At 64.5% G+C, this 10,158-nt stretch carries 13 protein-coding genes; 3 read left to right on the plus strand and 10 right to left on the minus strand.

Going from position 1 to position 10,158, the window contains the following annotated elements; genetic code table 11:
- The 9 genes from AOQ71_RS46030 to AOQ71_RS25855 all read right to left on the minus strand — a co-directional run.
- Positions 1–243 (minus strand): hypothetical protein (locus AOQ71_RS46030; RefSeq protein WP_057752934.1); only part of this gene is annotated, 243 nt, incomplete at its 3' end.
- Positions 244–300: 57 nt separating this feature from the next.
- The gene (locus tag AOQ71_RS25820; RefSeq protein ID WP_057752833.1) at positions 301–1,017 is read right to left on the minus strand and encodes an MgtC/SapB family protein; all 717 of its coding nucleotides are present in this window, start codon (positions 1,015–1,017) and stop codon (positions 301–303) included.
- Between the two features lie 122 nt (positions 1,018–1,139).
- A complete protein-coding gene (locus AOQ71_RS25825) occupies positions 1,140–2,159 on the minus strand; it encodes a WD40 repeat domain-containing protein (protein WP_057752835.1) in 1,020 nt (339 codons plus the stop codon).
- Positions 2,159–3,208 (minus strand): CobW family GTP-binding protein, encoded by a 1,050-nt coding sequence (locus AOQ71_RS25830; RefSeq protein ID WP_057752837.1) that lies wholly within the window; start codon positions 3,206–3,208, stop codon positions 2,159–2,161. Before AOQ71_RS25830 ends, AOQ71_RS25825 begins: the two co-directional genes overlap by 1 nt.
- Positions 3,209–3,274: 66 nt before the next feature.
- Positions 3,275–4,138 carry a metal ABC transporter solute-binding protein, Zn/Mn family gene (locus AOQ71_RS25835; RefSeq protein WP_057752839.1) on the minus strand — a complete coding sequence of 288 codons (864 nt, stop codon included), beginning with the start codon at positions 4,136–4,138 and terminating at the stop codon, positions 3,275–3,277.
- 2 nt (positions 4,139–4,140) lie between these two features.
- On the minus strand, positions 4,141–5,010 hold the full coding sequence (locus tag AOQ71_RS25840) for a metal ABC transporter permease (RefSeq protein ID WP_057752842.1): 870 nt from the start codon (positions 5,008–5,010) through the stop codon (positions 4,141–4,143).
- A gap of 6 nt (positions 5,011–5,016) precedes the next feature.
- Positions 5,017–5,772, minus strand: coding sequence for a metal ABC transporter ATP-binding protein (locus AOQ71_RS25845; RefSeq protein WP_057752844.1), 756 nt, complete (start codon positions 5,770–5,772; stop codon positions 5,017–5,019).
- A gap of 3 nt (positions 5,773–5,775) precedes the next feature.
- Positions 5,776–6,021, minus strand: a complete 246-nt coding sequence (locus AOQ71_RS25850) for a hypothetical protein (protein WP_057752846.1) — start codon at positions 6,019–6,021, stop codon at positions 5,776–5,778.
- Positions 6,022–6,253: 232 nt separating this feature from the next.
- A complete protein-coding gene (locus AOQ71_RS25855; protein ID WP_057752848.1) occupies positions 6,254–6,850 on the minus strand; it encodes a superoxide dismutase in 597 nt (198 codons plus the stop codon).
- 234 nt (positions 6,851–7,084) lie between these two features.
- Here AOQ71_RS25855 and AOQ71_RS25860 point away from each other — a divergent pair, with 234 nt between their 5' ends.
- Both AOQ71_RS25860 and AOQ71_RS25865 read left to right on the plus strand, forming a co-directional pair.
- Complete coding sequence (locus tag AOQ71_RS25860) at positions 7,085–7,612, plus strand: GNAT family N-acetyltransferase (protein WP_057752850.1); 528 nt, start codon at positions 7,085–7,087, stop codon at positions 7,610–7,612.
- 103 nt (positions 7,613–7,715) lie between these two features.
- Entirely contained in the window at positions 7,716–8,156 is a 441-nt protein-coding gene (locus AOQ71_RS25865; protein WP_057752852.1) for a DUF2147 domain-containing protein, read from the plus strand.
- Between the two features lie 97 nt (positions 8,157–8,253).
- Here the strand turns inward: AOQ71_RS25865 and AOQ71_RS25870 are convergent, their stop codons facing one another.
- Positions 8,254–9,405, minus strand: a complete 1,152-nt coding sequence (locus tag AOQ71_RS25870) for a DUF3095 domain-containing protein (RefSeq protein WP_057752854.1) — start codon at positions 9,403–9,405, stop codon at positions 8,254–8,256.
- 226 nt (positions 9,406–9,631) lie between these two features.
- Between AOQ71_RS25870 and AOQ71_RS25875 the strand changes: the two genes are divergently transcribed.
- A complete protein-coding gene (locus AOQ71_RS25875) occupies positions 9,632–10,012 on the plus strand; it encodes a hypothetical protein (RefSeq protein WP_057752935.1) in 381 nt (126 codons plus the stop codon).
- The last annotated feature ends 146 nt before the right edge of the window (positions 10,013–10,158 follow it).

Consider the following 10,158-nt stretch of genomic DNA (forward strand, 5'->3'; position numbering starts at 1 on the left):
CCGTGCCGGCTCGGGCGCCGGCGTGGTCGGCCGATCGCCGCCGGGTTTTGCCTCTGCGGGCGTCTTGGTCTGGTCGTCGGAAGGCGTGCCCTGAAGCGGCTGGGTGGCCTGCGCCAGCTCCATCCGGCTTTGGGCGCGGATTTGCGCCAGCGACATCACGGACACCAAGACACCCGCTGCGAACAGCGTGCAGGCGATGGTGAGGTCGAGCTTCAGGTTTCGCTTGTTGTTCTGGCCGGTCATGTCGATCACCGCCTTTGTCCACGGGATCAACGAAACCGGAGCCGGCGGGAACCGGGCTCAATCCGTCGTGCTGACTTCCCAGGTGGCGTGACGGACGCCGGGCAGGTGCTGGAGCTCGGTTGCCAGCGCGTTGAGCTCGTTCGGATCGACCGCGGTCGCGACCAGCTCCGCGACGATCTCGATGAGATCGTCGCCGGTCTCGACAACCTCGACGTCGGCGACGGGATATTTGGCATCCTCGAGCTTGTCGACGAGCCGGTCGCGCATGTCAGGCAGGGCATCCATCGCAACCGCGAGCTTGAAATAATAGGTCGCCTCGAGCGCCTTCGCGTTCAGCGGAATGCGGTTGATGGCATTGACCAGCGGGCGCAGCATCGTGTTGCCGGCGATGACGAAGACGGTGAGCGCCGCGGCCTGTGCGACCATGTCGGCGCCGGCGCAGGAGCCGACGGCGGCCGAGGACCACAGCGTCGCCGCGGTGTTGAGCCCACGCACGTCCATGCCCTGCTTCATGATGACGCCGGCGCCGAGGAAGCCGATGCCGGAGACGACGTAAGAGATGACTCGCACCGCGCCCTCGGCACCGTCCAGATGCATGGCGAGATCAACGAAAGCGGCGGCGCCGACAGCGACCAGCACATTGGTGCGCAGGCCAGCGGTGCGCTGACGATATTGCCGCTCGGCGCCGATCAGCGTGCCGAGCACGAAGGCCGTGAACAGGCTGACCAGCGTGTCCGCGAAGTCGACGAGCTGGAAGGTCGTCAGAAAGCGCATGAATGTGAACTGCCGTAGGGTGGGCAAAGCGAAGCGTGCCCACGGCCTCCCTCAAACCAAAAAAGATCGTGGGCACGGCGCAAGAGCGCCTTTGCCTACCCTACGGCTTGAACGATGACGAATTAAAGCGCCAGCAACCCGCCGTCCCCATTTTCGTCCGCGAAGGCGAGCAGCGTGCCCTTGGCGTTCCAGGCAAGCCCGGCGACTGGCGGCGTGCCGTTGCGGCGGACCAGGATCTCGGCGCCGTCTTCCATCCGCACCATGAGTATGGTGCCGTCGCTGTAGCCGGCCGCCAGGATGTCGTTCCTGGGATGGCAGGCGACGACCGCGACGCGCGCCTGCAATGGCGCGAGCATCGCGGGCTCCTTGCCCATCGGGCCGTCCTTGCTGGCGAATGGCCAGATGATGACGGTGTCGGCGCCCGAGGTCGCGAGACCCTTGCCGCCGGCGCTCCAGGACATCGAGCGGACGCGGCCGGGATAGCCGGTCATGCGCATGTGCCTGTTGTCGGCCAGCCGCCAGCCATGCAGCGCCGCCTCATGCATCGAGGTGACCAGGAACTTGTTGTCCGGGCTGAAGGTGACGCCGAGATGCGAGCCGGCCCAGGGCAGGAATTCGGCCGAACCTTCCATGTTCGGGAACCACAGCGTGGCGCCATTGTAATGCGCGATCGCGAGCCGCAGGCCTTTCGGGGCGAAGGCGAGACCGCCCACGGTCGAGGGCACGTCGAGCGACTTTTCCTCGGCCTTGCCGCTCCTGACGGTCGCCGTCTTGCCGGCCGACCAGGCAAAGGCGCCATCAGGATGCAGCGCCACCGCATCGATCCAGCGCCGCTTCGGATCGGTGGCGAGCAGCGTCACCTCGCCCTTGGCGTCGAGCGCGACGACCTTGCCGTCGTCGCCGCCCATGACGAGGCGCTTGCCGTCGGAGGCGGCCGAGAGAATGCCGCCGCTGTGCACGGCAACCTTGGTGACTTCGCCCTTGTCGTCGACGAACGCAACGTTCTCCTCGCCACCGACGAAGGCGGCGCGGGGACCGAGGAAGTGCACGGAGGTCACGCCCATGCCGAGCGTCACAGGCTTGACGCGGTCGGTGACGGAGACGATCGAGGCGGAATCGGGAGGCGGCGTAAACTCTTTCATCACGAAACGATGCAGCTCTCGAAACCTTCGCGAATGGCCTTCTCCGGCAATTCGCGGCCGATGAAGACGAGGCGGCTTTCGCGCTTCTCGCCGTCCTTCCACTTCCGCTGGTGGTCGCCCTCCAGCATCATGTGGACGCCCTGGAAGACGTAGCGGTCGTCGTCATCGTGGAAGGCGAGGATGCCCTTGGAGCGCAGGATCTTGCCGCCCTCGACCTGAACCAGGTTCTGCAGCCAGGGCATGAACACGTTCGGATCGAGCGGCTTGTCGGTCTTGAGCGACAGCGACTGCATGTCCTCGTCGTGATAGTGCTTCAGGCCGTGGCCGTGATCATGGTGGTGATGGTCGTGGCCGTGATGATGGTGATGATCATGGTCGTGGTCATGATCATCGGCCTCGAGGAAGTCAGGCTCGATGTCGAGGATGCGGTCGAGGTCGAAGGCGCCGCGATCGAGCACGTCGGCCAGCGCGACCGAGCAGCGCTCGGTACGGTGGAGCTTCGCATAGGGGTTGATGCCGCGGATGCGTGCCTCGACTTCGGCGAGCTCGCCCTTGGTGACGAGATCGGTCTTGTTCAGCACGATGACGTCGGCGAAGGCGATCTGGTTCTTGGCCTCGGGCGCGTCCTTGAGCCGGTCGGACAGCCATTTGGCGTCGGCGACGGTAACCACCGCATCGAGGCGCGCGTTCTTCTGCACGTCCTCGTCGACGAAGAAGGTCTGGGCGACCGGCGCCGGGTCGGCAAGGCCGGTCGTCTCGACGATGATGGCGTCGAACTTGCCCTTGCGCTTCATCAAGCCGTCCATGATGCGGACGAGGTCGCCGCGCACGGTGCAGCAGATGCAGCCGTTGTTCATCTCGAACACTTCCTCATCGGCACCGATGATGAGGTCGTTGTCGATGCCGATCTCGCCGAATTCGTTGACGATGACGGCGTATTTCTTGCCGTGGTTCTCCGACAGGATGCGGTTCAAAAGCGTGGTCTTGCCGGCGCCGAGATAGCCGGTCAGCACGGTCACGGGAATTTTGGAGGCGGTCGCTTCAGGCATAAGAACTCCGGACGTAGGCTTGTCGCGCGACGCACGGCGGGGTCGCCGCGAGGGGTGGCCCCTGCCCTAATGGTCAAGCGCGCTGGTCAGGGCCTTTATATTGTGCCTGACCATGTCAATGTAAGTGGGTGCAGGGCCCTTTTCGCCGGTCAAACCGTCCGAAACCAGGGTCCCACCGACCTTGGCGCCGGTCTCGGCCGCGATCCGGAGGATCAGGCGGTCATCGCTGATATTTTCCAGGAAAACGGCCGGGATTTTTTGGGCCTTGATCTGCCCGATAATGGTGGCGATGTCCCGTGCGCTGGGCTCGGTTTCGGTGGAGACGCCCAGGGGCGCGATGAACTGGATGCCGTATTCGGCGGCGAAATAGCCGAAGGCATCGTGGGTCGAGATCACCTTGCGCCGTTCCGGCGGGATGTTTGCGACGGCCTCGCGGACCTCGCGGTCGAGCGCTTCGAGCTTTTCCAGATAGGCTTTTGCCTGGGCACGGAAGACATCCGCATCGTCAGGGTCGGCGGCAGCCAGCGTGCCTGTGATGTTGGCGACGTAAATCCTGGCATTGGGGACGGACTGCCAGGCATGCGGATCGGCGCCCGAGCCGAGCTTCAATGGCGCGATGCCGGCGCTCGCGGTGACAACCTGCGCCTTGGCCCCTGATGACTGCACAAGACGCGGCAGCCAGCCCTCCAGCCCAAGGCCATTGACGAAGACGAGCCTGGCCTCCGCGATGCGCTTCGCATCAGCCGGCGCCGGCGTGTAGACATGCACGTCACTGTCAGGACCCACCAGCGTCGTCAGGTTGATCTTGTCTCCGCCGATCGTGCGGACGAAATCCGCCAGGATCGAGAAGCTCGCGACGACGTTGAGCCGTTCAGCCGCTTGCAGTGGCGAGGCCATCAGCAGCGATGCCAGAAGCAAAAGGACGCGCATCGTCACGCCTCCAGATGCCGGCCGGGAAACATCTGCCTGACGACGCCGCCGACGCGGCCGAACAGGACCGAGGCGACGTAGATCGCCGTCGCCACCAGGATGATCGCCGGGCCCGAGGGCACGCGGGTCTGGAACGACAGCACGAGGCCGGCATAGCCTGAGACCGCCGCAGCAACCACGGCGATGCAGATCATCACGGTGAGATCGCGCGACCAGAACCGCGCGATTCCGGCCGGCAGGATCATCAGGCCCACCGCCAGCAGCGTGCCGAGCGCCTGAAAGCCGTTGACGAGGTTGACGACGACGAGCGCGAGGAAAGCAAGATGCGCAGGGCCGCCGGCCCGGCTCACCGTGCGCAAAAATAATGGATCGACACTCTCGATCACCAGCGGGCGATAGATCACCGCGAGCACCAGCAGCGTCACAGTGGCGTTGAAGGCGACCACCAGCAGCGTCTGGTCGTCCATCGCCAGGATGTTGCCGAACAAGACATGGAGCAGGTCGATATTGGTGCCCTTGATCGAGACGATGGTGACGCCGAGCGCCAGGGAGGCCAGATAGAAGGTCGCAAGCGATGCATCTTCCTTCAGCCCGGTCGAGCGCGCCACCACGCCGGCGAGGATTGCGACGGCAAAACCCGCGATGAGGCCGCCGGCCGTCATCGCGAACAGATTGAGGCCGGACAGCAGGAAGCCGATTGCGGCGCCGGGCAGGATTGCATGCGCCATGGCATCGCCGACGAGGCTCATCCGCCGCAGCATCAGGAACACGCCGATCGGCGCGCCCGCCAGCGACAGCGCGATCACGGCGGCGAGCGCGCGCCGCATGAACTCGAATTCGGCGAACGGACCGATCAGCGCGTCATAGATCATCTGGAATCACGCCGCCCGCGAGCTGATATCGTCAGCCGCGCAGGCGGTGGCGCTGTCGTCGAAGGCCTCGCACATCCGCATCGCGACCATCAGGTTCTCCGGCGTCAGCACCTCCGCGGTCGGTCCCCAGGCCACGGGGCCGCGCGCCAACACCAGGGTCTCGCTGAAATGGGTGCGCACCATCTCCATGTCGTGGAGTGCGGCGATCACGGTGCGGCCTTCGTGATGCCAATGCTTCACCAGCGCGAGCAGGTCGGCAATGGTTTTGCTGTCGATGGCGTTGAAGGGCTCGTCGAGCACGATCAGGCGCGCATCCTGGAGCAGCACGCGCGCGAACAGCACGCGCTGCATCTGCCCGCCCGAGAGCGTGCCGATGGGCCGGTTCTCGAAGCCGTTGAGGCCCACCGACGCGATGGCGCGAAGGATCTTTTCGCGCGCAACCCTGCCGATGCCGCCGAACAGGCCGGCCGCGCGCCACAACCCGGTGCTGACGAAATCGAATACCGAGATCGGGAAGCTGCGGTCGATGTCCGCGCTCTGCGGCAGATAGGCGATGTCGCGGGCGTCCAGCCCACCGAGATGGATGCTGCCGTCGAGCGGCCTCAGGATGCCGACGATGCCGCGCAGCAGCGTCGATTTGCCGGCGCCGTTGGGGCCGATCACGGCCACGAGCGCACCTGATGCGACCTCGCCATTGAGATGGTGCACGGCCGGGTGGCGGTCATAGCCGAGCGTGACGTTGCGGAATGCGAGTTGGGCCATATGTCACCTCATCGCCAGGACAACGATGCCCCAGAGCGCGGCGCAGACGGCCACAGCGGCCGCAAGGCGCCCGGCCATGGTCATGCGCAGGATCGACCAGGGCGCATCCTGGGCCGGATGCGGCGAGGCGGCGTCATGGACATGGGCGTGGGTGTGGTCATGCCCGTGGTCATGGGAATGGCCGTGAGAGTGGCCAGAATGACCATGGGCGTGGCCGTGATGGTGGGAGCGGGACGCGGCGGGAACCATGCAGGGATGTTATATTATAACATTACAAATGTCCACGGCCGGCTTGGGGCTTGCCGATCAAGGGGCTTGCCGATCAACATGGCGAGGCCCATGAGCGGCAACCGCACATCAAAAAGGCGGCCGCGCGAGCGACCGCCTTTTTGGTCATTCCGGGGCGCGCGAAGCGCGAGCCCGGAATCTCGGGATTCCGGGTTCGATGCTTCGCATCGCCCCGGAATGACGAGGTGAGATCTCAGGCCTTCTCGAACAGGGACTCGACGTATTCCCAGTTCACGAGGTTCTCGACGAACGCCTTGAGATAGTCCGGACGGCGGTTGCGATAGTCGATGTAGTAGGAGTGCTCCCAGACGTCGCAGCCCAGGATCGGGGTGGCGCCGTGCACCAGCGGGTTTTCGCCGTTCGGAGTCTTGGAGATCTCGAGCTTGCCGTTCTTGACCTGGAGCCAGCACCAGCCCGAGCCGAACTGGCCGACGCCGGCCGCCTGGAAATCGGTCTTGAACTTCTCGAAGCCGCCGAGATCCTCGTCGATCTTCTTCGCGAGCTTGCCCGGCAGCTTGGTGCCGCCGCCATTGGGCTTCATCCAGCTCCAGAAGTGGATGTGGTTGTAGTGCTGGCCGGCATTGTTGAACACCGCAGGGTTCTTGCCGAATGAGCCCTTGACGATCTCCTCAAGGGACTTGCCTTCCCATTCGGTGCCCTTGAGCGCGTTGTTGCCGTTGGTGACGTAAGCCTGATGATGCTTGTCGTGGTGGAATTCCAGCGTCTCCTTCGACATGAACTGGCCGAGGGCGTCATAGGCGTAAGGGAGTGGGGGCAGCGTGAATGTCATGGGTTCTTGTCCGCAACTGGTGGGAACGTGTTCTAACGGTCACCCCTTATAGAAGGTTCCGCCGCTGTTAAATACCGCCAATTTGCGAAATTGCGTGATGCGACGGCTTGGCCGGATTGCATAAAATCAACGCAAGCGACCGCAGCAACGTGACAAGCCGCAAAATGTCATTGCCTTTGAGACGCTTATGGGAGAACGAACCAACCACGACGCGAAGATGCGAGAGAGAAGGCGATGAGCATCGAGATCGACATCCTGAACGGCGATGCCTCGTGGAAGACCGCCGAGCCGCTGCACCAGGCGGTCTGGGGCCCGCAACAGCTCGCAGACAAGCCTTGGAGGAACGTCAAATGGGCCAATGCCGATTTGCGCGTGCTGATCGAGACGCCCGAGGACGGGCTGGTCTGCCATGTCGGCATCTACTTCCGCACCGTCACCTGGAACGGGCAGAAGGTGCATGTCGGCGGTATCGGCGGCGTCTGCACGCGTGAGGATCGCCGTAACAGGGGTTATGCGACCATGGCGATCGACGCGGCGGTCCATACGATGCGCGCCAATGAGGCCGTGAAGTTCGCGATCCTGTTCTGCGAGCCGCACAATGCCGCGTTCTACCAGGCCCGCAGCTGGCTGCCCTTCAAGGGCGAGGTCTATTGCGAGCAGCCGGAGGGACGAATCCGCTTCGATGTCATGGCGCCCTATGTCTTCAACGTCGTCCGCGCGCCGACGCTCGGCACCATCGACCTGTGCGGCCTGCCCTGGTGACAGATTCGCCGGGGCAAATGCGCGCGGGAATTTGATTCCATCAGGCGTTGCACGATTCGAATTTGCTGCTATGGAGACGCCTCCATTCCGAGGTCCCTCCCCCATGTCCTGCAGATTTGCTGTTCTCACCGTGCTTCTGGCTGCCCTGTCGGGCGCGACAACCGCAATGGCGCAGAGCGCCGAGGCAAGCGGGACCTGGCTCACCCAGGCGGGCGATGCCCGCGTCAAGATCAGCAAATGCGGCGGCGGCATCTGCGGCCACATCGTCTGGCTGCGCGAGCCCACGGACACCGCGACCGGCCAGCCCGCAACCGACAGCAAAAATCCCAATCCCGCGCTCGCCAAGCGATCGATGATCGGACTGCCGCTGTTCTCCGGCATGCAGCCCGCAGGACCGAACAAATGGTCGGGCCAGATCTACAATGCCGACGACGGCAATACCTATGCCAGCAGCGTCACCGTGACGGGAGCAGAGACCTTGCGGGTCGAAGGCTGCGTCGGCGCGCTCTGCGGCGGCGAGACCTGGAGCCGCCTGTCGCGCTAAAGCGCGATGAGATTGGGTTGAATCGTCATCGCGCTCTAGCTCCTTGTTTGAGCATGATCTTTTCGGAAAACCGCTTCACACTTTTCCGGATCATGCTCTAGCTCGCAGCCGCCGCCATCGCCTTCAGCGCCGTCGCCGCCGAGGCGTAGCCGCCGCGCGCGCCATCGATGAAGTGGACGTGATCGCTGCGTAGCGCCGAGGGCGTGAAGCAGGTCATCATGGCCGCATCCTGCGGATAGAGACCGTAGCGCACGACACCGTCGCGCGCAGCGGTGGCGAGGCGATCGCTCAAGGCGCGCTCGAGCTCCGGTGTGCAGTCGAGGATCATGCGCAGGCCGTCATCATATTTGCGGAAGTCGGAATTCTCGACCACCTGGCGCTTGTAGACCTTTGGCAGGAAGCTGCCGGCCTTGATGTCGAAGCGCATCAGGACATAGGCGAAAAACGTAAAGGCGAGCAGGCTGGCGCGGCGCTTGAACAAGGAGCCGCCACGCATCGCCCGTGCCTCATAGTCCAGCCCCTGCGGCGGCCATTTCAGCGGCGGCCCCTGCGGCGGCACGGGACGGCCCGCGTCCGGACTGCGCTCGACCAGATGGATGATGTCCTCGATCACCTTGCGGAACGCAAGCGGATCGGCCCCGGCAGCCGGCATCACCAGCACCGACAGGATCAACCCGCGCGAGGCCGGCATCTCCTCGAAGCGGCAGGACAGGCCGGAGAGATCGGGCTGCGTGCCTGACGGCGCCTCGGTCACCGCGAACTCGCCGCGCTTCATCGCCGCATCGGCAAAGGCGAGCCCGCCGCCGGAGAACATCGCATAGGACAAATTGGCCGACGGACCGAAACGCGCAACGCGTACATCAAGGCCCTGGGCCCTTATTGCGCTCACCGGCACCAGCGCGACGCGCATCTTCAGATCAAGGTCTTCCCGCACCCATGTCGCGGTCGCGGCCAGCGCTTCGCGCGCCAGCTCGAGATCATCAGGCGCAACCGCAAAGCTCGCGCCGTCGCCGCCGAACACGAAGGGGAATTCGCGTCCCTCCAGCGCGTTCGTCACCGCCGCGATCACGGCAGCGCCCGCCATATTGACGGCCTTGTAGCGCTGCGCCGCGATCGCCTTGGTGGAATCAACGATGTCGGCGACGCCGATGCTCCAATCCGCCGGCAGCGGCGAATAGAGTTTCGGGTCCATCAGGCTGGTGAAGCCGCGGAAGACAGGGATGCTGCCGTAGAAGGATGCGGCGCTCATTGCAGAAGCCAGTCTGGTTTCAGGTCAGACGAGATACGTGGCAGGATGGATCGGGGTTCACCCCGGGGCGGTCCCATTCGAGGCCTCGATCTTTGGCTGAAATGGCGCCGGACGACAAGGTCGCGCCGTGCCGCAATGCCGCATCTCGTCATTGATCGGCATCAAACAGCCGGCCGGGGATCACGCCTACGGTTGGGTCGTCTATGGATCACATGGGACATCAGGGGTGTCTGACTTCGACAACGAGGATTCCGCCCGTCCGGTACGTCAACGTACCGGCCTGGACATCATCAGCGCCGTCAAGATGCCGGAAGGGCTGACTGCGGCCGTGGACGCCTGGGCCGAGGCGCAGCAATTGTCGCGCGCCGACGCAATCTGCAAACTGGTCGAGCTGGGTCTCAAGATCGCTCCGGCAGCGCCGACGTCACCACACATCGCGGTCGGATCCGACGCCGCCAGGATCGAAGAGGTCGCCGTGCACGAGATCGAGGGACTGCTCGATCCCGCTCTGCCCACCGACGAACGCGAACGCCGCATTCGCCGTCTGACAGAGGGGCCGCCGGAGTTCTCGCACGCACGGATTGATCTTCCGAAACCCCAGACGTAGGCGCGGGCGCGCGCTAATGCAGTTTTTCGCTCTCGCGCTTGCGCAAGGCGTCGAGGGCAGGATCATGACAGCCGATCAGCCGCACGAATTGCTGCGGATACATTTCGTGGCCGTGGCTGCCGGAATTCTGATGCGACATCGGCGGG

It is taken from the genome of Bradyrhizobium manausense (assembly GCF_001440035.1).
GTDB classification, from domain to species: domain Bacteria; phylum Pseudomonadota; class Alphaproteobacteria; order Rhizobiales; family Xanthobacteraceae; genus Bradyrhizobium; species Bradyrhizobium manausense.

What these genes read in the sequence shown, in the direction of transcription:
- AOQ71_RS25820 (WP_057752833.1), bottom strand. Translation starts at nt 1,017, where the DNA reads ATGCGCTTTCTGACGACCTTCCAGCTCGTCGACTTCGCGGACACGCTG.
- AOQ71_RS25825 (WP_057752835.1), bottom strand. Translation starts at nt 2,159, where the DNA reads ATGAAAGAGTTTACGCCGCCTCCCGATTCCGCCTCGATCGTCTCCGTC.
- AOQ71_RS25830 (WP_057752837.1), bottom strand. Translation starts at nt 3,208, where the DNA reads ATGCCTGAAGCGACCGCCTCCAAAATTCCCGTGACCGTGCTGACCGGC.
- AOQ71_RS25835 (WP_057752839.1), bottom strand. Translation starts at nt 4,138, where the DNA reads ATGCGCGTCCTTTTGCTTCTGGCATCGCTGCTGATGGCCTCGCCACTG.
- AOQ71_RS25840 (WP_057752842.1), bottom strand. Translation starts at nt 5,010, where the DNA reads ATGATCTATGACGCGCTGATCGGTCCGTTCGCCGAATTCGAGTTCATG.
- AOQ71_RS25845 (WP_057752844.1), bottom strand. Translation starts at nt 5,772, where the DNA reads ATGGCCCAACTCGCATTCCGCAACGTCACGCTCGGCTATGACCGCCAC.
- AOQ71_RS25850 (WP_057752846.1), bottom strand. Translation starts at nt 6,021, where the DNA reads ATGGTTCCCGCCGCGTCCCGCTCCCACCATCACGGCCACGCCCATGGT.
- AOQ71_RS25855 (WP_057752848.1), bottom strand. Translation starts at nt 6,850, where the DNA reads ATGACATTCACGCTGCCCCCACTCCCTTACGCCTATGACGCCCTCGGC.
- AOQ71_RS25860 (WP_057752850.1), top strand. Translation starts at nt 7,085, where the DNA reads ATGAGCATCGAGATCGACATCCTGAACGGCGATGCCTCGTGGAAGACC.
- AOQ71_RS25865 (WP_057752852.1), top strand. Translation starts at nt 7,716, where the DNA reads ATGTCCTGCAGATTTGCTGTTCTCACCGTGCTTCTGGCTGCCCTGTCG.
- AOQ71_RS25870 (WP_057752854.1), bottom strand. Translation starts at nt 9,405, where the DNA reads ATGAGCGCCGCATCCTTCTACGGCAGCATCCCTGTCTTCCGCGGCTTC.